Origin of the sequence: Labrys sp. WJW (assembly GCF_001676615.1) — a bacterium.
GTDB classification, from domain to species: domain Bacteria; phylum Pseudomonadota; class Alphaproteobacteria; order Rhizobiales; family Labraceae; genus Labrys; species Labrys sedimenti.
In genome coordinates this window covers 15,667-38,898 of sequence record NZ_LYXZ01000055.1, presented here as the reverse complement: position 1 = coordinate 38,898, position 23,232 = coordinate 15,667, and the positions used below count along the sequence as shown (strand labels likewise).

General features: G+C 64.4%; 24 protein-coding genes. 14 read left to right on the top strand and 10 right to left on the bottom strand.

The genetic code is table 11. From position 1 onward, the window contains the following. The 6 genes from BA190_RS28105 to BA190_RS28080 all read right to left on the bottom strand — a co-directional run. A partial coding sequence (locus BA190_RS28105) for a hypothetical protein (RefSeq protein ID WP_202908532.1) occupies positions 1–246 on the bottom strand: 246 nt, incomplete at its 3' end. A 10-nt stretch (positions 247–256) separates the two neighbouring features. Beyond that, positions 257–460 (bottom strand): hypothetical protein, encoded by a 204-nt coding sequence (locus tag BA190_RS28100; protein ID WP_068295827.1) that lies wholly within the window; start codon positions 458–460, stop codon positions 257–259. 10 nt (positions 461–470) lie between these two features. Continuing rightward, positions 471–1,964 (bottom strand): caspase family protein, encoded by a 1,494-nt coding sequence (locus BA190_RS36200; protein WP_162275240.1) that lies wholly within the window; start codon positions 1,962–1,964, stop codon positions 471–473. An 8-nt stretch (positions 1,965–1,972) separates the two neighbouring features. Beyond that, a complete protein-coding gene (locus tag BA190_RS28090; protein ID WP_162275238.1) occupies positions 1,973–3,577 on the bottom strand; it encodes a caspase family protein in 1,605 nt (534 codons plus the stop codon). Positions 3,578–3,802: 225 nt separating this feature from the next. Beyond that, positions 3,803–4,729: a cytochrome c gene (locus BA190_RS28085; RefSeq protein ID WP_068295816.1), complete on the bottom strand. Its 927-nt coding sequence runs from the start codon at positions 4,727–4,729 to the stop codon at positions 3,803–3,805. A gap of 341 nt (positions 4,730–5,070) precedes the next feature. Further along, positions 5,071–5,505, bottom strand: a complete 435-nt coding sequence (locus BA190_RS28080; protein WP_068295814.1) for a cytochrome c — start codon at positions 5,503–5,505, stop codon at positions 5,071–5,073. A gap of 446 nt (positions 5,506–5,951) precedes the next feature. Between BA190_RS28080 and BA190_RS28075 the strand changes: the two genes are divergently transcribed. The 14 genes from BA190_RS28075 to BA190_RS28010 all read left to right on the top strand — a co-directional run bounded on the left by BA190_RS28075 (position 5,952) and on the right by BA190_RS28010 (position 19,299). Beyond that, complete coding sequence (locus tag BA190_RS28075; RefSeq protein ID WP_068295812.1) at positions 5,952–6,833, top strand: AraC family transcriptional regulator; 882 nt, start codon at positions 5,952–5,954, stop codon at positions 6,831–6,833. A 62-nt stretch (positions 6,834–6,895) separates the two neighbouring features. Next, positions 6,896–7,984, top strand: coding sequence for an alcohol dehydrogenase catalytic domain-containing protein (locus BA190_RS28070; RefSeq protein WP_068295811.1), 1,089 nt, complete (start codon positions 6,896–6,898; stop codon positions 7,982–7,984). 196 nt (positions 7,985–8,180) lie between these two features. After that, positions 8,181–8,768 carry an ACP phosphodiesterase gene (locus BA190_RS28065; RefSeq protein WP_068295810.1) on the top strand — a complete coding sequence of 196 codons (588 nt, stop codon included), beginning with the start codon at positions 8,181–8,183 and terminating at the stop codon, positions 8,766–8,768. A gap of 88 nt (positions 8,769–8,856) precedes the next feature. Beyond that, positions 8,857–9,363: an invasion associated locus B family protein gene (locus BA190_RS28060; protein ID WP_068295808.1), complete on the top strand. Its 507-nt coding sequence runs from the start codon at positions 8,857–8,859 to the stop codon at positions 9,361–9,363. 496 nt (positions 9,364–9,859) lie between these two features. Beyond that, on the top strand, positions 9,860–11,278 hold the full coding sequence (locus BA190_RS28055) for a L,D-transpeptidase family protein (protein WP_068295807.1): 1,419 nt from the start codon (positions 9,860–9,862) through the stop codon (positions 11,276–11,278). Positions 11,279–11,417: 139 nt separating this feature from the next. Then, on the top strand, positions 11,418–12,041 hold the full coding sequence (locus tag BA190_RS28050) for a PadR family transcriptional regulator (protein ID WP_082980081.1): 624 nt from the start codon (positions 11,418–11,420) through the stop codon (positions 12,039–12,041). Between the two features lie 230 nt (positions 12,042–12,271). Next, positions 12,272–13,645, top strand: a complete 1,374-nt coding sequence (locus BA190_RS28045; RefSeq protein WP_068295803.1) for an NAD(P)/FAD-dependent oxidoreductase — start codon at positions 12,272–12,274, stop codon at positions 13,643–13,645. A gap of 87 nt (positions 13,646–13,732) precedes the next feature. Next, a complete protein-coding gene (locus BA190_RS28040; RefSeq protein ID WP_068295832.1) occupies positions 13,733–14,545 on the top strand; it encodes a class I SAM-dependent methyltransferase in 813 nt (270 codons plus the stop codon). 171 nt (positions 14,546–14,716) lie between these two features. Then, a complete protein-coding gene (locus BA190_RS28035) occupies positions 14,717–15,643 on the top strand; it encodes a class I SAM-dependent methyltransferase (protein ID WP_082980080.1) in 927 nt (308 codons plus the stop codon). Then, positions 15,640–16,494, top strand: a complete 855-nt coding sequence (locus BA190_RS28030; RefSeq protein WP_068295800.1) for an RNA methyltransferase — start codon at positions 15,640–15,642, stop codon at positions 16,492–16,494. Before BA190_RS28035 ends, BA190_RS28030 begins: the two co-directional genes overlap by 4 nt. A gap of 10 nt (positions 16,495–16,504) precedes the next feature. Next, positions 16,505–17,503, top strand: a complete 999-nt coding sequence (locus tag BA190_RS28025; RefSeq protein WP_068295799.1) for a DUF4105 domain-containing protein — start codon at positions 16,505–16,507, stop codon at positions 17,501–17,503. Positions 17,504–17,640: 137 nt separating this feature from the next. Then, positions 17,641–18,504, top strand: coding sequence for a hypothetical protein (locus BA190_RS28020; RefSeq protein WP_068295798.1), 864 nt, complete (start codon positions 17,641–17,643; stop codon positions 18,502–18,504). 211 nt (positions 18,505–18,715) lie between these two features. Beyond that, entirely contained in the window at positions 18,716–19,003 is a 288-nt protein-coding gene (locus BA190_RS28015; protein WP_068295796.1) for a type II toxin-antitoxin system ParD family antitoxin, read from the top strand. Next, positions 19,000–19,299 (top strand): type II toxin-antitoxin system RelE/ParE family toxin, encoded by a 300-nt coding sequence (locus tag BA190_RS28010; protein WP_068295794.1) that lies wholly within the window; start codon positions 19,000–19,002, stop codon positions 19,297–19,299. Before BA190_RS28015 ends, BA190_RS28010 begins: the two co-directional genes overlap by 4 nt. Before the next feature lie 17 nt (positions 19,300–19,316). Here the strand turns inward: BA190_RS28010 and BA190_RS28005 are convergent, their stop codons facing one another. From BA190_RS28005 to BA190_RS27990, 4 genes are read right to left on the bottom strand one after another with little or no spacing between them, the layout of a single operon-like run. Continuing rightward, entirely contained in the window at positions 19,317–19,988 is a 672-nt protein-coding gene (locus BA190_RS28005; RefSeq protein ID WP_068295792.1) for a methyltransferase, read from the bottom strand. Next, on the bottom strand, positions 19,985–21,607 hold the full coding sequence (locus BA190_RS28000; RefSeq protein ID WP_068295790.1) for a Mur ligase family protein: 1,623 nt from the start codon (positions 21,605–21,607) through the stop codon (positions 19,985–19,987). Before BA190_RS28000 ends, BA190_RS28005 begins: the two co-directional genes overlap by 4 nt. Continuing rightward, positions 21,607–22,401, bottom strand: a complete 795-nt coding sequence (locus BA190_RS27995) for an alpha/beta fold hydrolase (protein WP_068295788.1) — start codon at positions 22,399–22,401, stop codon at positions 21,607–21,609. Before BA190_RS27995 ends, BA190_RS28000 begins: the two co-directional genes overlap by 1 nt. Continuing rightward, positions 22,395–23,228 carry a M15 family metallopeptidase gene (locus BA190_RS27990; protein WP_068295786.1) on the bottom strand — a complete coding sequence of 278 codons (834 nt, stop codon included), beginning with the start codon at positions 23,226–23,228 and terminating at the stop codon, positions 22,395–22,397. Before BA190_RS27990 ends, BA190_RS27995 begins: the two co-directional genes overlap by 7 nt. Between the last annotated feature and the right edge of the window lie 4 nt (positions 23,229–23,232).

Sequence of the window (23,232 nt, the reverse complement as noted above, 5' to 3'; positions counted from 1 at the left end):
CGCCGCAGGTGCCGGCGTGGGCTTGGGCGCCTCGGGTGCGGCTGCGGCCGGCGCAGGGGCAGGAGCCTCGGCCTGTGCCGGAGCGGCCGGCTTGGCGGTTGCCGGCGTCTCGGCGGCCGCAGGAGCGGCACTGTTCTGGGTGCTGGTCTGGGCAAATGCCTGCGAGGTCGAGGCCGCCAGCCCCACCGTCAGCAGGGCGCCCGCGACCATCAGGCCGGCGATGCGCAAGGGATTGCGGTAAAACATGACGGTCTCCTCACGGGACGATTTGGCGGAAGGGAGCGGCGAAGCCGCGCCCTCCGAATTGCTTGTTGGCCTCGGCGCCTGCCGCCTGCCCGGCAAGGGCGGGCCAGCGGCCCGGCCCGGGCAGGACACTGCCGGCGGTGAGGCCTTTCGACGGTTTCGGCGGCATGATCGCTACCATCGGACCGGCGGTAAAGTCGTTCTGGCTGCAGGTCATGGCGAGCTCCTCACGGCACGATTTCATAGCGCATGGTCGCGACGGAGCGTCCAACCGCCTTGGCATTGGCCTTGACACTGTCCGCATTGGCGGGCCTGGCAAGGCTGTCGGCAAGTTCGGGCAGGACCTGCTCATTGACCTCATCCTGCGGGATCACATCGATCTTGCGCGTGACGAAGCCCTTCGACAGCTTCAGAGGATCGATCGCAACCAGCGCCAGGACTGTACCTTTTGTCACAGAGGTCGCATCGAAGCGCATGCCGTAGCTGGCATCCGGCACCATGATCGGGCTGCCGGCACGGATGCGGCCATCCTTGCCGTGGGCGGCGGCGATCGCATTGGGGAAGAGCTGCACCACCTCGCCCTCGTCGGAGACCGACAGCAGGATCAGGAAGCCGTCCTGCGACGAGGTCACCTTGAAGCGCATGTCCTTGGTGCCCAAACGCACGGGTGAAGGTGGAAACTGCTCGACGGTGACACTGTCCGACAGCTTGGCGCCCAGGAGATCGAGGATCTTGTCCGCCGTCGGCTTGCCCTGGTTGAGCGCCTCGCCGTTGCCTGTCTTGTCGGCAGCGACCTTGAGGGCAGCCCCCTCCCCCGACAGCATCGGCGTCAGGCCCATCTCGCAACGGTCGCGATGACGTCCGCAATAGGCCGATGACTGCGCCCTGACATAATCGAGCAGTTCCTGGTTCGAGACGGTGCCATTGCCATTGGCGTCGGCCAGCCCCTTCTCGATGCCATCGGCGAAGGCAGTGGTGAAGACGCCGCGATAGGCGGGCGCGGCTTCCTCGTCGACCAGGGCCGTCTGAGCGGGAGAGACCGCATGCCACTTGACGAAATCCAGGCCCGCCGGTTCGGGCGCTGCTACCGGATCCTCGCCGAGCGTGGGCTCGACCACGATCGAGCGGGTGGAGCCGTCGAGTTGCGGCGAGCGGGCCGCCGGGTTGCCGCCGCCGCTGGCTTCGACGCTGATCGCCCGCGTCACCGTGCCGGCATGGCTGGAATCGATCACTTCCGTGATCCGCCGGCCGGCAAGCCTGCCGAGTTGCCGGTCGATCTCGTTGCGGCTCAGCGCATTGCCGAAACCGCCGGGCTTGGTGGTGGCATCGAACGGCAGAAGGATGTCCTCACGCCCACCGCCGGTCTTGGCAGACTGGCCCTGGCCGGCGAAATAGAAGAACACCCTTTCGCCCGGCTTGCTGCGGCCGAGCCAGTCCTGCAGGCCGGTGCGAATGGCCGCCGTGGTGGCCTGATCGTCGACGAGGAGCTGGATATCGTCCTGGCCGTAGCCGAGCGTACCCGTCAGCAGGGCCTGCATACGCAGGGCATCGGCGCGAGCCCCGCCTCCGAGCTCGGCCGAAAACTTGCTTTCCCGATAGGTGTCGATGCCGACGATCAGGGCCTTGTCGGCCAGGGCCGGACCGGCGGTCACCAGGGCCGCCAAGCACACGGTGATCTGGCACACGGTGATCTGGCCCGCAGCGATCCGGAGGTGCCGCATGAAGCGCATCATGGCGTCCCCGCACTGGTGAAGACATTGGCGATGCCGACCGTGACCGACTGGCCGCTCAGGGCGTTCTTCAGCGTATCGGGCAGGTCCTGGGCGGCCTGCGGGCTCGACAATTTCTGCAGGGCGGTGTGCAGTTGGTCCAGCGGCTGGTCGGACAGGATGGCGACCAGGTGCTCGGCACCGAAAGGCGGATCGCGCACCTGCAGCGGCAGGGTGAAGGGCTTGCCGCTCCAATCCTCGTCGCGCTCGGCCTGGGAGGTCGGATAGAGGAATTCGACCTTGCCGTTGGGCGGCAGGTTGAACAGCGTCATGAAACGGTGGCTGGAGGCGGCGAGGCCCACGGTCAGCTTTTCGCCGCGATTGAAGGTACGCGAGCCGCCCGCCACTTCGAAAGGCTGGATCGAGCCGCCGGCCATGGCCTGCAGGAAGGCGATCGCCCGCCATTTTGCAACGATGCCGCCGAGACCGGAGGGCTGCACGCCTTCGGCCACGACGCCGGCCACGCGCTTTTCCACGGTGCCGGCGGCCGCGTCATAGACGAGATCGGCCCCGGCCTCGTCGCTCACCAAGGCCGCGCCGGGGGGCGCTTCGGCGAGGTTGCCATTGCGCACGGCAAGCTTGAGCTGGGTATTGGCCGCAACCTGTTCGGCAACGGCGATCGCCTTGACGATGTCGTCCTGGCTCCCGGCCGGGCCGGCCGCAACGGAGCGGAAAACGGGAATGTCGCGGCTGATATCGGGGAAGGACTGTGAGACCTGCTGGCTCTGCGTCGCCTGCAGCACGAAGGCGCGCACGAAGGCGACGAGCTCCTTCTCGGTGGTCACGCCGTCATGATCGGCATCCGCCTTGCCCTCCAGCGCACGCGAAAAGGCATAGGACAGGGCGCCGCGCGGCTGGCCATCGATCGCCACCTCCGGCACCAGCTTGTCGTCGGCAACCCCCGCCAGGAAGGTGAAGGGATCGTTGGCGGCGATCTTGGTCGAGACGTCGGGCACGGGCGGGGCGAATTCCAGCAATTCCTCGCGCGAGATCTTGGCCTGAGGCGTCGCCCGGTAGGTCAGGCCCAAGGTGACCGAGCGATACATCGTGCCGGAGTTGCAGGCATCGATGACGACGATGGGATAGACCTGCCTGGCCGCGGCCTGCTTGAGCAGCACGGCCATTTCCTTGTCGACGATGCGGTTGAGGGCGCCCGGCAGCTTGGGGGCGAAGTCCGTCATCACCAGGATGTTGTTCAAGCCGTCCGGCGAATCGGGATCGTTCGGCTTGCCGGGCTCGCGCGAACCATGGCCGGCATAGGTGAAGTAGAAGGTGTCGCCTGGCTGGGCCTGATCCATCAGCTCCTTCCAGGCAGCGAGGATATTGGGCTTGGTCGCCTGCTTGTCGGTGATCAGGGTCAGCTTCTTGACGCCGGCCTTGGTCAGGGCCTGGGCAATGTCCTTGGCGTCGTTGACGGCGCCGTGCAGCGAGTTGATCGGCGCATCATAGGCGTCGATACCCACCACCAGCGCATAAGAATCGGCAGCCAGCACCGGTGAAGCAAGAACCAGCCCCACCCCGGTCAGAACCGCCCTGATCGACGTCAGAATTCTCGGCGCTCGCACCACGTATCGTCCCTACCTGCAGCAAAGCGCGCTTGTAAAAAAACGCTGCTTGGCTCTCGCTCCTTGTTTTGACGCGCTCTGCGTGATTCCTCCGGGACAGGAGCGCCCCGCCCCGGAAAACCTGCCCGGGGCGTGGTCCTGTCAATTGATCGGACCGCCCCCCGGGCCTTTGTTTCAACGCATAACCCTGTCCAAAAAAGCCATGCGGCTTTTTTGGATCGTGTCCTAGGGCTTCTTCGGCGCCTTGCCCGGAATCGCCGGCAGCGTCACCAGGAAGGCCGCCATCGCCTTGCGGTCGTCGTCGCTGAGATGGCCCGTATTCTGGATCACCTCCGCCATGCTGCCACCGGCCGAATCGTAGTCAGGCGTGAAGCCATCCTTCAGGAAACTCGCGACCTGTGCCTCGGTCCAGCTGCCGATGCCGTCGGCATGGGGGGTGATGTTGGGCACCCAGCCCTTGCCTTCCGGATCGGGCCCGCCCGAGAAGCGTTTATCTGCTTCAATACCGCCAAAGGCGTTGCGCGGGCTGTGACATTCGGAACAGTGCCCCGGACCGAGCACCAGATAGGCGCCACGATTCCACTCGGCGCTCTTGGACGGATCGGGCTTGAAGGGCTTGTCGTCGAAGAACAGGAACTTCCAGCCGCCGAGCAGCCGGCGGATATTGAAGGGAAAGCCGATCGCATGCGGCTTGTCGGCGGTATCGACCGCCGGCAGCGTCTTCATATAGGCATAGAGATCGCGGACATCCTCCAGCTTCAGCTTGGCATAGGAGGTGAAGGGAAGAGCCGGATAAAGGTGCTCGCCCTCGCGCCCGACGCCGCGCTGCAGGGCGTTGACGAATTCCAGCTCGCTCCAGGCGCCAATGCCTTGCTTGGCGTCGGGGGAAATGTTGGGGGCGTAGAAAGTGCCGAAAGGCGAGCCCAGAGCCAGGCCGCCGCCGAGCTTGAGCCGCTCTTCCTGGCCGGGGGACTTGTGGCAGGAGACGCAGCCGCCGACATTGAAGATGGTCTCGCCATTGGCGAGATTCGGCTTGTAATCCGCCGTGAGAACGGAGGCTGGCAAGGGCGAGGGTTGCGTGACGAACCAGAACACGCCCAGCCCGATCAGGCCAAGCACCACCAACCCGCCGAGTATTCGCTTGAGTGACATCCGGGAAAGCCCCCTTTTCCGGCTTGAACGCCATTGTCCAGGCCTGTCTCGCCCGACAGCCGCCGCCCCGGTTTTATTCCCGGTCCGCACCCGCCGCCGGATTCCCGGCCCTTATCGTCTTTTGACCCGGCCGTCCCGTCACCAGGGCGTTTTGTAATTTGAATCACCGGTTCAAATTACAAAACGCCCTGGATGTCCCCGGGTCATCGAGGCGTGGTGCGATGTGGCGAAACCGCCAGGCACCGCAGGGACGCCTTGAAAACGACATTACCGGGACGAGCCCGGCAATGTCAGCTTGAGATCAATTTTGAGTGAAGCATCCCGGCAGGTCTGCTCGAACCTCAGTTCTTCTTGATGCGGTAGGTGCCGTGGCAGGCATTGCAGTTGGAAGCGACCGTGCCGAAAGCCTTGGCGAAGCTGGCCTGATCGGCGGCGGCGAGAGCAGCGGTTGCATCGGTGCCGAGCTTGGTGGCTGCGGTCTTGAAGCCGGCCTGGTCTTCCCAGATCTTCGGCGCGGCGGTGGTCGGATCGGTGCCGCCGGTCTTGCTGTCGTCGGGGAACAGCGTGGGCAGCTTGGCCGAGTCGTCGATGTAGACCTGCAGCAACGCCTTGACCTTGGCCGCGTCGAACGGCGTCTCGCCCTTGGCGACCGCCGCCAGTTCCTTGGTGTTCTTGGCCATGGTCTTCATCAAGGCCTGACGATCCTCGATCGGGCCGGCGAAAGCCGAGGCGGCGGTGGCGGCAACCAGAGCGGCGGCAATAACGAAACGTTTCATACAGTTCTCCCTCACATGGGCAAAACGACGCGGTGGCGAATAGCACCTTTTTTTTGTTTCAATCGCAAGTGGGTAGCTTTGAATTATTTCAAATCATACGGCGGATTTTGCGCTTGACCTTCGCGGATGTCATCGCCGCGTCATGCCGGAAGATGGAAGCCCGTAGCGGTACAGGCCCGGTTGGCGCCCGACAATTGGCCGGCACTGTCGATCAAAAAAGTATCGGTCTTCACATCGATGGCTGGTAGCTGGCACCGCCGCCTTGCAGTAGGCTTCCTGGCACCGGGCAAACCTCGACAAGAAGATGCCAAGCTCCGGCGGCCTATAGCGTTTTGCGATTGGACGGGGGCGCCTGGAATCGCAAAGACGCATCGAACCAAAGAGGCGGAGCAAACGAGCGTTCAGCCATGAACGCGCCTTGCTCTTGGATATGGGAGGCGAAAGGGATGGAGCCACAGCTCGAACTGGTGCAGATCCATAGCGGCGAATCCTTCATCGTCTGGGCGCATGGCTATCCCTTCCGCACGGTTCGCTGGCATTTTCATCCCGAATACGAGATTCACCTGATCACCGATACGAACGGGCACTATTTCGTCGGCGACTTCATCGGCGACTTCGTGCCCGGCAACCTGGTGATGACGGGCCCCAACCTGCCGCACAACTGGATCAGCGACGTTCCCGAGGGCACCACCATCCCGCGCCGCTGCATCGTGCTGCAATTCACCCAGACCTTCATCGAATCCTGCATCGGCGTATTCCCGGAGCTCGAGCCGGTCGCCACCCTGCTGGACGAAAGCCGGCGCGGCCTCCTGTTCCGGCCGGAGACCGGCGAAACCGCCCGCAAGCTCCAGACCGCGCTCCTCAGCGCCCATGGTGCCGAGCGCATCGCCCTGTTCGTGCAGTTGCTCGGCCTGCTCACCGCCGACAGGGGCCGCAAGAACCTCACCAGCGCGGGCTACCTGCCCGACCCCTCGGCCTATATGTCCGGCGGCATGAACCGGGCGCTCGCTTATGTCGGCGAGCATCTGGAGGGCAATATGAGCGAAAGCGCGATCGCCGCCATCGCCGGCATGACGCCGGGCGGCTTCTCGCGCGCCTTCAAGCGCCATACCGGCATGACCTTCGTACACTATGTCAACCGCATGCGCATCAACCTGGCCTGCCAGCTGCTGATGAGCGAGAAGAGCCCGGTGACGGACATCTGCTTCCGGATCGGCTTCAACAACCTGTCGAATTTCAACCGGCACTTCGCCCTGCAGAAAGGCATGTCGCCGAGCCGCTTCCGCGCCCTGTTCAACGAAAACCGTACCGCCACTTTCGCGGCGTGACGGCGATTTCGTCGAGCAGACCGCAACAACGAACAATCGATACCCCAGCCCAGAGGAACGCCATGCCTGCCAGCAATTCGAGAATGACGGCCATCGTCTGCCACGGCCCCGAGGACTATCGCGTCGAGGACGTCAGCCGTCCGGTGGCCGGCCAGAACGAGCTGGTCGTGAAGATCGGCGCCTGCGGCATCTGCGCCAGCGACTGCAAATGCTGGTCGGGCGCCGCCATGTTCTGGGGCGGCAAGAACCCCTATGTGAAACCACCCGTCATCCCCGGCCATGAATTCTTCGGCTATGTCGAGGAATTGGGCGCAGGAGCCGCCGAGCATTTCGGCGTGAAGGCCGGCGACATGGTGATCGCCGAGCAGATCGTGCCCTGCGACCGCTGCCGCTATTGCCGCTCGGGCAGCTACTGGATGTGCGAGGTGCACAACATCTTCGGCTTCCAGCGCGAAGTCGCCGATGGCGGCATGAGCGAATATATGAAGTTCCCGTCCACGGCACGCGTGCACAAGATCCCGGCGGAGATGCCGCTGGCCGATGCCGCGGTGATCGAGCCCTTGTCCTGCGCCATCCACACGGTGCAGCGCGGCGACATCCAGCTTGCCGATGTGGTGGTGATCGCCGGCGCTGGCCCGCTCGGCCTGCTGATGACGCAGGTCGCCCGGCTGAAGACGCCCAAAAAGCTGGTGGTGGTCGACCTGATGGAAGACCGGCTGGAACTCGCCCGTGGCTTTGGCGCCGACGTCACCATCAACCCCAAGACGCAGGATGTCGACGAGGTCGTGCGCTCCCTCACCGACGGCTATGGCTGCGACGTCTATATCGAGACCACCGGCCATCCCTCGGGCGTCACCCAGGGCCTGCAGATCATCCGCAAGCTCGGGCGCTTCGTGGAATTCTCGGTGTTCGGCAAGGAAACCTCGGCGGACTGGTCGATCATCGGCGACCGCAAGGAACTCGACATCCGCGGTGCCCATCTCGGTCCCTATTGCTATCCGATCGCCATCGACCTGCTGACGCGCGGGCTGGTGACCTCGAAGGGCATCGTCACCCATCAATATGACCTGGCCGACTGGGACGAGGCCCTCAAGCTCGCCAATTCCACCGACTCAATCAAGGTGCTGCTGACGCCGGGATATCGCCGCTAGGCCCTTCCAGCGGCACGTCCGGCTCGGCAGCATCCACCCTTCCGCCCGGCGGGTCAAAGCATCGGCAGGGATCGTCCCCCGTCTTCTCTCCCAAGCAGAGGGACGACCCCTGCCCGAGGGCCGGTGCTTCTTGCGTCCCAGCGCGCCGGCCCTCATATCTTGCCGAAACGGGCACCTGTCTCGCCCCCGGATCCGCATGAACTATCTCGCCCATCTCCTGCTCTCGCCGCCCGATGCGGCGTTCCGGGTCGGCAATCTCCTGCCCGACCTGCTGCGATTGCCGCAACTCGAACAGTTCGACGGCCGCTATCGCGACGGCATTGCGCTGCATCGGCGCATCGATGCCTTCACCGATGCCCACCCCCTCACGCAACGCAGCCGACAACGCCTCTGGCCGACCTTCCGGCGTTTTTCCGGCGTGATCGTGGACGTCGTCTACGACCATTGCCTGATCCAGCGCTGGGAGCGCTATCACCAACAGCCGCTGCCGCTCTTCCTGGCCGAGATCCGGGCATCCCTGCCCGCGCTGCGCGAGGATTTGCCGGACAAGGCCTACCGGCGCATCGACTCCCTCACGCAATGGCTCGGAGACTATGAGACCATGGCAGGCGTCAGCACCGCCATGAGCGAACTCGGCAAGCGCCTGCGCCGGCCGGTGGAATTCGTCGGGCTCCAAGCCGTACTGGAACGCCAGCAGCAGGGATTTCTCGACGATTTCGACGCCTTCTTCCCGGATCTCCTTGCCATGGCCGAGACAGCCATGAATGGCGACGTTCAAAAGTAATCTAATTGTAATGATACCTTAGCTCCTCGTTAACGCCTGTGCCCAAAAATTGTCGTGCGGGGGCAAGAAACGAGGAATTCATGCAAACATGACTCAACTATCGATTTTCGCACTGGTCATTTTCGTTCTTTCGACCACGGGTGTACTTGCGTCATCACCAAAATCTTTAGGTGTATTCGGCAAATGGAGCACATGGTCCTATACTGATAACTCTGGGAACCACTGTTTCATCTATTCGAGTCCGATCAGCAAGGAGCCTGCATCGCTCAATCATGGCGATGTTTCCTTCTTCATTCGTGCCGCCAGGCAGACGGAGGCCCGCAGCGAGGCAAGCCTGCAGACCGGCTATGGCCTTGCCGGCAATGCCGACATCGTGGTCAATGTGGGGGCCCAGCCCTTCCACATGATCTCGTCCGGCAATGGCGCCTGGCTGCGGCGGACGGGTACGCGGGAGATGGAATTCCTCACCGCGCTGAAGCAGGAGCGCACCATGACCGTCGACGCGGTCTCGGGCCGGGGCAACAAGACCCACTACGTCTTTTCGCTCGACGGCGTGACCAAGGCGATGGCCCGCCTGCGCCAGGCCTGTCCCTGAAGCGTTCTCCAGAAGAGTTGATAGACTTTTCGATTAAGAAAACACGTCGAAACAAAGAGTTAGAGAAAAATACGATTCGGGGAAATCGCATTTTTCTCTACGGGCTCCCGTTGGACGCGGCCTCGGCGCAAGGTCTGATTGGGAAGCCCCTGATTTTGTCATGCCCGGGCTTCATCCCGGGCATCCAGATACCACGTCGACTCCAGCAAGCCCCTGGATTGCCGGGACAAGGCCCGGCAATGACGAGAGTCGAGCCTGCCAATCTTTCGCCGGTCTCCAAAGACAATCCGATCATCGTTAACGGCCACGGGAGGTCCCGTAAGGAAAGATTCACTATCCGCACGATAGTCTGGGGCCCTGTAAGTGTCTCCAGTTGCGTTTGAGTGATTTCATGACCTCCTCCTGGCTTTCCTTTTCGTTTCAGAACCGGGAGACTTCGTCCCGCCGCACTTCTTCACGAGTTGGAGGTTCGAGAACTGGATGGTCCGGCGCCCCGTTGCGTGGCCTGATCGCCATTCGGCGCCTGGGTGCCCTCACCTCCGCCCTCGTCGTCGCCTTCGCCGTCCCGGCTTTCGCCAACGAGGAGCCCAATTATTCCCCGCGCACCTACGAGCTGACGCTCAGGGCCATCTCCGCCTATGAGGAGATCGCCGACAATGGCGGCTGGCAGGCCTTGCCGCCGGCGGCCGCCGGCCTGAGGATCGGCGCCAAGGGCAAATTCGCCAAGGCCCTGCGCGACCGGCTCACCGCCACCCGCGACCTCGACCCGTCCCTGCCCGCCAGCAGCGAGTTCGACCAGGCTACGCAGGATGCGCTCAAGCGCTTCCAGGCCCGGCACGGCCTGAGCGAAACCGGCTCGGTCGGCCGCCTCACCATGCTGGCGCTCAACGTGCCGGTGGAGCAGCGGCTGCGCGAGCTCGACGCCTCCGCCAACCGCCTGGCCGCCCTCAAATTCAAGTTCGGCGAGCGCTACATCGTCTCCAACATTCCCGCCGCAGCCCTGGAGGCGGTCGACAATGGCGTGGTGGCGCGCACCTATACCACCGTGGTCGGCCGCCCCGACCGTGCCTCGCCGACGCTGCAGACCAAGGTCATCGCCGTCAACATCCTGCCCTACTGGAACGCGCCGCAGTCGATCTTCAAGGCCGACATCATGCCGAAACTCCAGAAGGACCCGGGCTATCTCAAGGCCAACCATCTCAGGCTCTATCGCGGCCGCCAGGAGATTGATCCGGCCACCGTGGACTGGAGCAAGGCGCGCGCCTCCGATTTCCTCGCCAAGCAGGATCCCGGGGTGTGGAACTCGCTCGGCTTCCTGCGCATCGACATGCCCAACTCCGATGCCGTCTACATGCACGACACCTCCCACCGCGAGCTCTTCCGCAACGATGTGCGCTTCCAGTCCTCCGGCTGCATCCGCGTCGCCGGCGCGCAGGATCTCGCCGCCTGGATCATGGAAGGTTCCGACTGGAGCGGTCAGGCCATCCAGGACCAGATCGATTCCGGCGAGCCCAAGACCATCAAGCCGTCCAAGCCCATTCCCGTGGCCTGGGTCTATCTGACCGGCTGGGGCGGCCCCGACGGCAGCGTGCAGTTCCGCCCGGACGTCTACAATTTCGACACGCCGGCCGATCAGCTTCTGGCCAAGGACGCCAGTGCCCAGCCCACCCCGGTGGACCGCACCGGCTCGGTGCCGGTTGCACCGCCCAAGGCGGCGAAGCCGGCGGCACCCAAGCCCGCCGCAGCCAAACCGATTTCCGCCTCCAAGCCCGCTATCTCCTCCACACCTGCCACCCCGGCCAAGCCGGTCACCGTCAAGCCTGCGAGCCCCAAGGCTGTGGCCGTAAAGGCGACCGCCACCAAGACGGTAACGGTCAAGACCATTCCCGTCTCGGTCAGCCTGCCGGCGAACTGATCGCACGCGGCGCCTCACCGCCCTTCCGCTCAACGCCCCGGCTCCAACGCCGGGGCGTTGCGCATTTCAGGCCATAGTTTTTGGATGCACATATAGTCATAAATTGACTAGCTATATCAAAGCTAGTAATAATATGACTATGGCAAATTTCAAACGTTCCCCCCTTGCCCTCGCCGTGCTCGCGCTTCTGATCGAGGCGCCCATGCATCCCTACCGCATGCAGCAATTGCTGAAATCGCGCGGCAAGGAGGAGGTCATCAATATCCGCCAGCGCGGTTCGCTCTATCAGACCATCGAGCGGCTCGAACGCGAAGGCTTGATCGCCCCGGCCGGCACCGAGAAGAGCGAGGGCCGGCCGGAGCGCACCATTTATGAGGCAACCCCGCTCGGGCGAACGGTTGCCGTCGATTGGCTGCGCACCATGCTGGCCGAACCTCACAACGAGTTCCCGGAATTCCCGGTCGCCATGTCCTTCCTCCCACTGCTTTCGCCGGAGGAAGTCGTCCCGCTGCTCGAAACCCGATTGGCCGCCCTGCGCAGGCGTGAATTCGAGCTTGCAGCGGAGCTGGAGACCTATCTCGCTATGCTGCCGCGCGTCGTGCTGCTGGAAAGCCAGTACATGCTGGCCGTCGTGAGCGCGGAGCGAAACTGGATCGAAGGGGTGGTCGCCGATCTCCGCTCGGGCCGGCTTGCCTGGTCGATCGAGGAACTCGAGAAGGTTGCCGCCCAGTTCGAGGGCGAACAGCCGCCCCGCCCCGGATAGAGGAAGTGCGATTTCTCAAAATCGCACTTCCTCTCTAATTCTTTGTTTTGACGCGTTTTCTTAATCGAAAAGTCTATCAACTTTTCTCGAAAACGCTTCGGGCCCTCTCCCCGGCATTCCAACCGCAACTGCCAGCAAGACCGCGACCAACCTCGTCCGAGGCGGATGTCGCACGGCCTTCGTCGACTGTCGCCACCCGCCGGGACGCCCCGCGCGGGCAAGGAGGAACCATGTCCAATGCCCCCGAAAACCGAAATCTGAGCGTCATCATCGTCGGTGCCGGCACCGGCGGCCTCTGTCTTGCCCACGGCCTCAAGCGAGCCGGCATCGCCGTCAGCGTGTTCGAACGCGACCGCACCCGCAAGGACGGGCTGCAGGGCTTCCGGGTCGGCATTGATCCCGATGGCTGCCGCGCTCTCGACGCCAATTTGCCGCCGGCCCTGTACGAGACCTTTCTGGCGACCTGCGCCGTCTCCCCGCAATGGTTCAACATGCTGAGCGAGCACTATGGCGAATTGCTGAGCCTGAAGCCCAGCCCGCCGAGGGATCCGCGCCATGGCGAACGCTCCGTCAGCCGCATGACGCTCCGCCAGGTCCTGCTGACGGGTCTGGAAGACGTCACCCATTTCGACAAGGTGTTTTCCCGCTACGAACAGCGGACAGACGGCAAGGTCGAGGCTTTCTTCGAGGACGGTTCGAGTGCGGTGGCCGACCTGCTGGTCGCGGCCGACGGTTCGAATTCGCGCATCCGCCGGCAATACCTGCCGCAGGCCGGCATGGACGACACGCTGATCCGCTCGATCGGCGGAAAGGTGCCCGCCACGCCGGAAACCCTGGCGCTTCTCACCCCCAAGATCCATCGCGGCGTGACGGTCATCCTGGCTCCCGGGGGTTTCGGCGCCATCCTCCATGTCATGGAGTTTCCCTGGGACGAGGCCGGCGCGCCCAAGCAGGGCATCGGCGCGACGGACGCCGACCTGATCGCCCAATGGCCCGGCCTGCGCTTCGACAACAGCCGCGACTATATCAGCTGGGGCATCTGGGCGGCGGCCGACAAGTTTCCCGAGGACCTGCGCGCGATGAGCGGGGACGCTCTGCTGGCCCTGAGCCAGCGCCTCACCGCCACATGGCACCTGGACTGGCGCAAGCTGCTGGCTGCGTCCGATCCGAATTCCCTGTTTCCGGTGGTCATCCGCACCTCGGTGCCCATCGAGGCCTGGACGCCTTCCAGCGTCACCTTGCTGGGCGATGCCATCCACACCATGACCCCGGGACGCGGGGTCGGCGCCAATACGGCACTGCGCGATGCCGCGCTGCTGACCCGCCATCTGCAGGCGGTGCAGGAGGGCCGTTCGGGCCTGGTGGCGGCGATCGGCGCCTATGAGGCCGAGATGCGGCGATACAGCGCCGAAGCGGTCGAACGGTCACGCCAGCAGATGGACGGGCGCTCGGCGATCCACAAGCCGGTGATCGGACGCATCCTGCTGGCCTGCCAGCGCACCGCCATGCGCCTCGTCAACATCACGCCGCCGCTGAAGCGAAAGATGCTGCGCTCGCTGGAGGGCCTTCGCGGCGGCGAACGCGAGGTGGAGGGACAGGTGTAGTGAGCAATGCCGCCCGGTCGCAACCGCGCAGGAACACACCATCTATGCTAATCTCGCAGGCTACCGAACCGATGGTGGGTGATCGCCATGTTGGAAACGGACAAGCTGTTCACGGGCTCCATCCCGGAAAATTACGACCGCTATATGGTGCCGCTGATTTTCGAGGCGTTCGCCGCGGACCTGGCGCGACGGGCCGCGTCCCTGGCGCCCATCTCAGTCCTGGAAGTCGCCGCGGGCACCGGGGTCGTCACCCGCGCACTCGCACCGAAACTGTCTCCCGATGCGCGCTATGTCGTCACCGACCTCAACCAGCCGATGCTCGACCATGCCGCTTCGCGGCAGGGCCCCGACAGCCGTATCACCTGGCGCCAGGCCGATGCTGTGGCGCTGCCCTTCGACGATGCCGCCTTCGATCTCGTCTGCTGCCAGTTCGGCGCCATGTTCTTTCCCGATCGGCCGGCCGCCTATCGCGAGGCAAGGCGGGTGCTCAAACCCGGCGGCCATTTCCTGTTCAACGTCTGGGATCGGATCGAGGAGAATGTCTTTGCCGATGAGGTGACAAAGGCACTCGCGGAGATCTTCCCGGACGATTCGCCGCGCTTCCTGGCGCGCACACCGCATGGCTATCACGACACCGGGCTGATCCGCAGCGATCTGGAGGGGGCCGGCTTCGCCCGCGTGCTGATCGAGACGAGAGCCGAGCAAAGCCACGCCTCCTCGCCTCGCCTTCCTGCCATTGCCTATTGCCAGGGAACCCTGCTTCGCACCGAAATCGAGGCCAGGTCTCCAGGAAGCCTCGACGCAGCAACCGATCACGCCGCATCCGCGATTGCAGGCCGGCACGGCCCTGGCGAAGTTGCCGCCAAGATCCAGGCGCATGTCATCGTGGCCGCGGTCTAGCTCCCTTGAGATGAAAACGCGCCAATTTGTCATAGCCGGGCTTGATCCGGCTATGGCAAAGCCCTGCATATTTGCCCAATGCCCAAGTGACTGGCACTCGCAGGACAGCGGGCACGGCAAACCGGCAAGAACGGACTTGCCGCGCGCGACAAACTCCTGTTTGGTCCGCGCATGCCCGACCCACGAAATTCCGCTTCCCAGACCCTGCCGCAATTGCTGGTGACCCCCGGCTTCGCCGATTATCGCCTGGTCGATTGCGGCGAAGGCCGCAAGCTCGAACGCTTCGGCAAGCTCCTCGTCGACCGTCCCGAGCCGCAGGCCATGGGCCTGCGCTTGAAGCCCGAGGCCTGGGACAAGGCCGATGCCGTCTTCCTGGGCATGAATGCCGAGGACGAGGGCTCCGACGGGCGCTGGAAGTTCGCCGGCAGGCCGGTCGAGACCTTCCCGGTCTCCTATCGCGGCGTCGCCTTCCACGGCCGCTTCACGCCCTTCCGCCATCTCGGCTTCTTTCCCGAGCAGGCCCCGCATTGGGACTACATGATCGACGCGTTGAAGGCCCTGAAGCGGCCGGCACGGGTGCTCAATCTGTTCGGCTATACCGGCGTCGCCTCCCTGCTCGCGGCCAAGCACGGCGCCCAGGTCACCCATGTCGACGCCTCGAAGAAATCGATCGGCTTCGCGCGCGAGAACCAGGCCCTGGCCGGCCTCGCCGACGCGCCGATCCGTTGGATCGTCGACGACGCGATGAAGTTCACCGCGCGGGAACAGCGCCGCGGCTCCCAATACGACATCGTACTGCTCGACCCGCCCAAATATGGCCGCGGCCCCGGCGGCGAGGTCTGGGACCTCTTCCGCGACCTGCCCAAGATGCTCGACCTCTGCCGGGCCGTGCTCACCGACAAGCCGGCCTTCGTGATCGTCACCGCCTATGCCATCCGCGCCTCCTTCGTGGCGGTGCACGAGCTCACCCGCGAAGTGTTCGGCGAACTCGGCGGCGACATCACCTCCGGCGAGCTCGTCGTCTCCGAGGAAGGCTCGGGGCGCCTGCTCTCCACCTCGCTCTATTCGCGCTGGAGCGCCGGCGGAGGCGCCGCATGAAGCCCCGCTTTCAACGTCCCCGCCCGGCAGCGCCTGCTGCGCCCGTCTCCCGTGTCGTGACCAGCCTGACCAATCCGCTGATCAAGGACATCCGCGCGCTCGAGATGCGCAAGGTCCGCCAGGAGGCCGGCCTCTTCATCGCCGAAGGGCTGAAGCTGGTGGCCGATGCCATCGAGGCCGGCTGGCCGATCCGTATCCTGGTGCATCGCTCGGGTGAAGAAAAACCGATGCTCGCCCGCGCCATCAACGCCACCCGGCAGGCCGGCGGCGAGGTGCTCGAGGTCACCGGCGAAATCCTGGAAAAGCTGTCGCGTCGCGACAATCCGCAGACGGTGATCGGCGTCTTCGAGCAGCGCCTGGAGAAGATCGACAGCGTCAAGATCGCGCGCGATCAGATCTGGATCGGGCTCGACCGGGTCCGCGATCCCGGCAATCTCGGCACCATCATCCGTACCGCCGACGCGGTCGGCGCCGAGGGTATCGTGCTGATCGGCGACACCACCGATCCCTTCGGCATCGAGGCCGTCAGGGCCACCATGGGCTCGATCTTCAACGTCCGCCTGGCGACGGCGACGCCGCAGGCCTTCCTCGCCTGGCGCAGAAGTTTCGACGGCCTGGTGGTCGGCACCCATCTGTCCGGCACACATGACTATCGCGAGGTTACCTATGCCGGCAGCCCCTGCCTCCTCCTGATGGGCAACGAGCAGCAGGGCCTGCCCGACGATCTGGCGGCAGCCTGCAGCCATCTCGTCAAGATCCCGATGCGAGGCCAGGCCGATTCGCTCAATCTGGCGGTGGCGACCGGCGTGATGCTGTTCGAGATCGCGCGCGGGCAGCTGAAGCTGGGATGAGAAAGCGCCGATGATCGCAAGGCTTCTCAGCATCGCCGGCCGCCTCGTCCTGGTGCTGGCGGCGGCGCTCGCGACGCTGTGGGGCACGCTGGCGCTGTGGTATCGCCTGCCTCTCGGCGAGTTTGGCCGCTATGCCGCACCGGCCCTGTGGCTCATCCTCGCCTTCCTGGCTTTGGCCGGCCTCCTCGCGGCACGCTGGCGGCTCGCTTTGCCTTTCGTCGCTGCCTTCGCCGCCCTGCTGGTGTGGTGGGCCACCATCCAGCCGACCGGCAAGGGCGATTGGGCTGATGACGTAAGCCGCCAGTTTACCGCCACGATGGAAGGGTCCACGGCGAGGCTGACCAATGTGCGTGATTTCGAGTGGCGCTCGGACAACGACTTCACGCCGCGCTGGGACGATCGCAGCTACGATCTCGACACCATCACCGGCGTCGACCTCTTCACCTCCACCTGGGCCGGGCCCGCCATCGCCCATACCATGCTGGGCTTCGGCTTTGCCGACGGGCGCCACCTCGTCTTCTCGGTGGAGGTCAGGCGCCGGAAAAGCGAGGTCTATTCGGCGATCTCCGGCTTCTTCAAGAATGATGAGCTCATCGTCATCGCGGCCGACGAGCGCGATGTCATCCGCGTGCGCTCCAATGTCAGGGGCGAGGACGTGCAGCTCTTCCGGCTGCGCACCGGCCGGGCCGAGGCCAAGGAACTGTTCCTCTATCTGCTCTCGGAGGCCAACGACCTCGTCGTCAAGCCGCGTTTCTACAACACGGCCACCACCAACTGCACCACGGTGCCCTTCCACCTCGCCCGCAAGCTCGACCCCGGCCTGCCACTGGATTGGCGCGTGCTCGTCAGCGGCTATCTGCCCGATTATCTCTACGACATCGGCGCCCTGGACCAGCGGGTGCCGCTGAGCGAACTGCGCCAGCGCGGCCGCATCGACGCACGCGCCAAGGCGGCCGGGGACAGTCCCGACTTCTCCGCGCTCATCCGGGCGGGCGTGCCTGGGCCCTGACGGTGCAGCGGGGTCTCGGGCGAGCGATGACCCGGGGCACCGGGAAGAATATCGGCGCAACCGTCAATTGTCGTATCGTTGAGGACCTGAGATTGCCGCCGGCTCGAAAGGTCCGGCGGCCGAACGGAAAGAGCCGCATGCCGACAGTGGTGCCCGGGATCCTCGCCGACCAGATCAAGGCCATTTCCAAGACGGCCTTGCCCCCCAGCCTCGCCGGCTATGCGCAGATGTGGTCCGTCGGCGTTGCCGGGCCGCTCTACGACATCTATTTCGTCGAAACCCTCGGCGGGCCGCGCACGATCGCTTTCATGAAGCTCTATTTCCGCTTCTCCTCCGAGGGCAAGGAAGGCTGGCCGGATCGCTCGGAGGCGATTGCCTTCGCCCGGCGGTGGCAGGCCGACATCCAGAAGAAATTCAATGTCAAATCCCTGACCACCACGCCGAGCGGCCGCATCGTCGGGCTCGAGTTCCATTTCGCCCAGGGGCTGTTCAGCTTCGATCCGGGTGATCATTGGCTGATCGACGTGGTGAAGGTTCCACAGGGCCAGTTCTATTCCAGCCAGGTCAAGCGGGCCCATGGCACCACCATCGGGCACACGACGCTCTCCAGCAACGACCTCGCCCCGATCACCCGGCAAAAGGACGGCCATCCCTACAAGCAGCGGCCCGCCATCCACGAATTCGCCCATATGATCGATCTGCGCGACGAATATCTGGACATTTGCGATGCCAACGGCCTGCGCGCGGACGGCCTCAAATGCAACGCGGTGCCTCGCGATCCCCGCTACATCAAGGATTACCCATCCGTCGCCAATAGCGGCGAGCAGATACGTCCTCGCCATCTGGAGGCGATCAAGAACTGGACGGCCATGGCCGCGCCGCTGTCGCCCCTGGAGCTGGGCCGCCCCTCCTTCAAGGATACGTTCGACGCACTGCTCTTCCTGAAGGAGGTGCCACGCAGCACTTTGGCGCCCCCGCTGAAGCTCGCGGGATTGTCATAGCCCGCTTCCGGGAACCGCCCCAAGCGACCGCACCCACTCCCTTCTTGCTATAGCGTTTTGCGATTTGACGGCGTCACCAAGAATCGCAAAGACGCGTCGAAACAAGGAGTTAGAGCAAATGGGCGTTCACGCTTGAACGCACTTTGCTCTAGCGTTGATGAAGTGAAAAACAGTGTGATACACTGTTGCATCATCCAAATGGGAAACCACGATGAAACCGGCTGGACAGATGACGCTGACATTGACCGACGAGCTTGAGCAGTTCGTACGCGAAGAAGTGCGCCGAGGGGCTTTTGCCTCCAGTAGCGAATACGTACGCTCACTGATCCGCGAGAGCTACCTCAAGCAGCGGGATCAGGAACAGAAGCTGAAGGCGTTGGACATGGCGCTGGCTCGCGGCATCGCAGATGCCGAAGCTGGCCGAACCATGCCGCTGGATGAGGCTTTCCGGAAATTGCGCAAGGAATTGAAGCTTCCCGGCGCCAGCTCGACTAAATGAAGGTCGTCGTCACCGAACAGGCATGGAGCGACATGCTGGCGATCGGGCGGACAATTGCCAATGACAATCCGACACGAGCTGACAGCTTCTTGAATGAACTGTATGAACGATGCTTGAAACTCGGCGCGATGCCGAAAGCTTATCCGCTCATACCAAATAGAGAAGAAGAAGGTATTCGCCGCCGCCCTTACGGAAACTATCTGATTTTCTATAGAATCAGCATCGATAACGTGGAAATCTTACACGCGCTCCACGGGGCGCGGGATTACGAGAAAATATTGTTTCCCGGCGACTGATCCGTCCCTCAATCGGCTCACCCCTTCAGCGTCCATACGCTGGTCTTCTTGATCTCCAGGTCCTCGAGATCGCGCGAAACCGGCACCTGATAGGTCGCCAGCAGGCTGAGTTCGTCCCTGGGCAGATAGGTCCGGCCGGGATCGCCCACCAGGATGGTGGCTCCCCGTTCACGCCAACCCTTGAGCCACGTCAGCACTTCGGCCGAGATTTCGCGATCGTAGAAGATGTCGCCCGCCAGGACGATGTCGGCGGGACAATCATGGCGGCCGAGGACGTTCTCGCCCGAAGGCTCGATCGCCACGCCGTTGAGATCGGCATTGAGCCGGATGGCTTCCACGGCGAATTCGTCGATATCGGCAGCGAGGGCCTGCGCCGCCCCCGCCTTCATCGCCGCGATCGCCACCAGGCCGGAACCCGAGGCGAAATCGAGCACGCGGCGGCCGGCGACATGCTCCGGATGGTCGAGGATATAGCGCGCCAGGGCCTGGCCGCCGGCCCAGGCAAAGGCCCAGAAGGGCGGCGGCAGCCCCATTTCGCCGAGCTCCTCCTCGGTCTTCAGCCAGAGCGGCGTGACCTCGTCGGCAAGATAGAGGCTGATCTCCGGCGCATGCGGCACAGGCAGCGGGCGCGTATTGGCGGCGATGAAGGCTCTGCGGTCTCCAATCGTATCTTTGCGATTGCCGGTCACAGCCGCAACTGGCGCTCATAGAGGTCAGGCAGGTCGTTCTCGAGCAGCACGACGTCCCCAGCCTTGAGATTGGTGCCCATCCACGTCTGCGCCGCGGTAAAGCTGGCGCATTCCACCACCTGCCCATCGGGTTTCGCCGCCTTATAGGCGTTGATGAGGTCGCGGATACGGTCAGGCGCCACGGCCAAAAGGATGTCGACGGTATCGCCGGCCTTGGCGCCGATCTTGCGATGCTCCTCGGCATGGGCGGCGCCGAGTTCGACCATGCCCGGTGTCACCAGGATGCGCCGGCCCTCGCCGGAAACCAGCAAGGGCAGGATCTCCAGGGCCGAGGCAAAGCCCGCGGGATTGGAATTATAGGCATCGTCGACGATGACCGTGCCGTCGGCCTGGCGCTTGACCTCGAGGCGATGGCTGATTTGCGGCGTCGAGCGCATGGCGATCTCGGCCGTCTCGGCGTCGATGTCCATGGCCAGCGCGGTGACGAAGGCAATCGCCATGTTGCTGCCGTGGTGCAGGCCGTAGAGTGGGGCGGAGAGCCGGTAGTCCTTGCCCAGATAGGTCAGCGAAACCTTCAGTCCGTCCTTTTCCTGGATGACCTCGTTGATGCGGGCCTCGCTACCCTCGCCATTGCCGACCAGCACCATCGAGGCGCGGTGCGCGTCGGTGAAATCCTTGGCGTCCTTGAAGGCGAGCACGGCATCGTTGATGATCGCCTTGCCGTTGCGGGCGATCGCCGCGGTCGGCAGCTCGAACTTGGTCTTGGCCACGGTATCGAGCGACTTGAAGCGCTCGTAATGGGCAGCGCCGACTGCCGTCACCACCGCGATGTCGGGCGGGGCGAGACGACAGAGGCGCTCGATCGAGCCTGGCCCATAGGCACCCATCTCCACCACGAAATGGCGGTGATAGGGCTCCAGGCGCTCGCGCACGATGCGGGCGATGCCCATCGGCGTGTTGACCGAGCCGGGTGTGATCAGCGCCGACCCGGCGCTCTCGAGCAGATGGCCGAGAATGTGCTTGGTCGACGTCTTGCCGTAGGAGCCGGTGACGCCGACGATCACCGGCGACAGGCGCTTGAGCTTTTCATGCGCCTCGTTCCAGAAGCCCTGCTGGATGCGGTTCTCACCGGGCTGCAGGATCATCACCGCCGCGACCAGGGCGAAGGGGATCAGCTGGATCAGGAGCACGACCCAGACCGGCGCCACGCCGAAGCCGACCCCGACGAGGCCGATCACCAGCACCAGGGCGAAGGCGACGCGCAGGATGCGGGTGGCGCGCTGCGTCATCGCCAGCTTCTTCTTGCCCGTCTGGCGCGGATCGCGCTCCCGCCGTGCCACGACCAGCAGGATCACCGCGATGAACAGCGCAAGCACCAGCACCGGCGAGGGGTAGAGCTTGGCCATCACCGACAGGAGGACGATGGCAAGGCTCGCCTTGGTGTCGACGACCACATTGTAGAAGAGCCAGTGCAGGAAGCGCCTGCCGTCATATTCCTCCTGCTGGAAGATATGCAGATAGGTCAGGAAGCGCTTCCAGGCGAAGGGGACGAAGGCCACCAGCACCAAAGCGGCGGCGAGATAGGGCGAGTTCAGCACGGGGGCGAGCGTTTCGAGCATCAAGCCTCCAGCAGCTTGGCAACCGTATGGGCGATCTGGGGGCCGCCATCGGACAGAACGGTGTAGTGGTCGAGGCCCGGCAGGATGCTGACGCTGGCACCCGGGATGAGCCGGCCCATGCGTTCGCTCATCTCCGGCGGAGCCTGGTCGTCGAGCGCCCCGCAGATGATACGGACGGGAATGCGGATGGCCTTGATCGCCTCGCTCTGGTCCTCGCCGATCACCTTGACGAAAACAGGGCGCATCGCACCGGCATTGCGGTAATCGGCGGAGCCGAACTTGGCCTTGCGGGCAGAGACGTCGACGCCGAGCTTTTCGAGAAGCTTGAGCGCCTTGAAGGTACGCACGCGCAGAAAGATCTTCAACCGGGTCATCAGGCTGCGGATGGGCTTGAGGCCATGCGAGCCCACCAGCACCATGCCGTCCAGGATATCGGGATGGCGGGCCGCCAGGCGCAGGCCGACACGCCCGCCGAAGGAATGCCCGACCCAGATGCGTTTGCCGCGCGGCAGGGTCGCAAGCCATTCGGCCACCGCATCGGCATAGTCGGCCGTATCCCAGATGCCGCCATGGCCGGTCTCCGGCGGCGCCGGGCTCTGGCCGAAACCGGGAAAATCGATCAGCGTGTGATGCGCGGCCCGCTCCAGCGATCCGGCCAGGGCCTGGAAAGCCCGGTGATCCTGGCCCCAGCCATGGGCCCAGATGACGTGCGGAGCCCCGGCCTCGAGAGGCTTGCCCAGCGAGACGATGGCATGGGAGGCACCCTTGGCAGTGAAAGTCGAATGGGTCAGCATAGTCCTTCCGGCAGGTCCGTGGTTCCGTACCACGCAGCTTTGGGGGCGCCGGCCTGTCCTTCATCCTGCAGGGTCAGGATATGGGCCTGCGTTCCATAGTCGAAGTGCCAGAATTCGTACGCGTAGTTGGTAAAGCCCACGTTAACCATCGCATTGACCAGGATGCGGCGATTGACCAGGCGCGTATCGTCGGCAGCGATTTCGCCCCGCTGCAACAGGCGCTCATAGTGATCGGTATAGGAGCGCTCATGGGCCTCGTCGAAGCCGGCACCGTGATCGAGCATGGTACCGGTGGACGCGTCCACCAGCACGACATCGACCGAGCCTCCGGTGGAATGGATCGGCCAGGTCGTTTCGTCCTCGCGGTCGAAGCGGCGTGGATCGGAGACGAAGGTACGGACGATTCCCTCCTGCTCGGCCGCGGAAAGCTCAGGACGCTCGGCCGCCACCTGCTTTTCGAAGAAGGTCCACAGGCCGGCCTGGGTCTCGATCGGCCTGTAGGCGTCGAGCACCTTGAGCCGCAGGCCGAGGCCGGAGACAGCGGCATCGACCTCGCGCACCAGGCGCGCCACGCTGGCGCGGGCCGCCACCGTCTTCACTGCACCCGCGATCGGCATGAAATAAGGCGCATTGCCGCCGTCGGTCCGGGCATACCAGGCCTCGGTGAGCAGCCCTTCCGCCGCCAGGTCGACCAGCGGCTCGTTCCAGCGCGGATCGGCACGGTCGAAGGGGATCCATCTGTATTCGACCGGCGTGCCGTTCGGATCGGGGCGGAGACGGAGGGGGGCGTGGAGATCGGGCATGGCCTGCCGATAGCAGAACGGCATGCCC

Excerpts from the sequence above, each read along its gene's own strand:
- BA190_RS28070 (WP_068295811.1), top strand. The coding sequence starts at position 6,896 with ATGCCTGCCAGCAATTCGAGAATGACGGCCATCGTCTGCCACGGCCCC.
- BA190_RS27990 (WP_068295786.1), bottom strand. The coding sequence starts at position 23,228 with ATGCCGTTCTGCTATCGGCAGGCCATGCCCGATCTCCACGCCCCCCTC.
- BA190_RS28020 (WP_068295798.1), top strand. The coding sequence starts at position 17,641 with ATGCCGACAGTGGTGCCCGGGATCCTCGCCGACCAGATCAAGGCCATT.
- BA190_RS28040 (WP_068295832.1), top strand. The coding sequence starts at position 13,733 with ATGTTGGAAACGGACAAGCTGTTCACGGGCTCCATCCCGGAAAATTAC.
- BA190_RS36200 (WP_162275240.1), bottom strand. The coding sequence starts at position 1,964 with ATGCGGCACCTCCGGATCGCTGCGGGCCAGATCACCGTGTGCCAGATC.
- BA190_RS28080 (WP_068295814.1), bottom strand. The coding sequence starts at position 5,505 with ATGAAACGTTTCGTTATTGCCGCCGCTCTGGTTGCCGCCACCGCCGCC.
- BA190_RS28100 (WP_068295827.1), bottom strand. The coding sequence starts at position 460 with ATGACCTGCAGCCAGAACGACTTTACCGCCGGTCCGATGGTAGCGATC.
- BA190_RS28015 (WP_068295796.1), top strand. The coding sequence starts at position 18,716 with ATGAAACCGGCTGGACAGATGACGCTGACATTGACCGACGAGCTTGAG.
- BA190_RS28030 (WP_068295800.1), top strand. The coding sequence starts at position 15,640 with ATGAAGCCCCGCTTTCAACGTCCCCGCCCGGCAGCGCCTGCTGCGCCC.
- BA190_RS28075 (WP_068295812.1), top strand. The coding sequence starts at position 5,952 with ATGGAGCCACAGCTCGAACTGGTGCAGATCCATAGCGGCGAATCCTTC.
- BA190_RS27995 (WP_068295788.1), bottom strand. The coding sequence starts at position 22,401 with ATGCTGACCCATTCGACTTTCACTGCCAAGGGTGCCTCCCATGCCATC.
- BA190_RS28050 (WP_082980081.1), top strand. The coding sequence starts at position 11,418 with ATGGCAAATTTCAAACGTTCCCCCCTTGCCCTCGCCGTGCTCGCGCTT.
- BA190_RS28065 (WP_068295810.1), top strand. The coding sequence starts at position 8,181 with ATGAACTATCTCGCCCATCTCCTGCTCTCGCCGCCCGATGCGGCGTTC.
- BA190_RS28035 (WP_082980080.1), top strand. The coding sequence starts at position 14,717 with ATGCCCGACCCACGAAATTCCGCTTCCCAGACCCTGCCGCAATTGCTG.
- BA190_RS28010 (WP_068295794.1), top strand. The coding sequence starts at position 19,000 with ATGAAGGTCGTCGTCACCGAACAGGCATGGAGCGACATGCTGGCGATC.
- BA190_RS28045 (WP_068295803.1), top strand. The coding sequence starts at position 12,272 with ATGTCCAATGCCCCCGAAAACCGAAATCTGAGCGTCATCATCGTCGGT.
- BA190_RS28025 (WP_068295799.1), top strand. The coding sequence starts at position 16,505 with ATGATCGCAAGGCTTCTCAGCATCGCCGGCCGCCTCGTCCTGGTGCTG.
- BA190_RS28000 (WP_068295790.1), bottom strand. The coding sequence starts at position 21,607 with ATGCTCGAAACGCTCGCCCCCGTGCTGAACTCGCCCTATCTCGCCGCC.
- BA190_RS28085 (WP_068295816.1), bottom strand. The coding sequence starts at position 4,729 with ATGTCACTCAAGCGAATACTCGGCGGGTTGGTGGTGCTTGGCCTGATC.
- BA190_RS28060 (WP_068295808.1), top strand. The coding sequence starts at position 8,857 with ATGACTCAACTATCGATTTTCGCACTGGTCATTTTCGTTCTTTCGACC.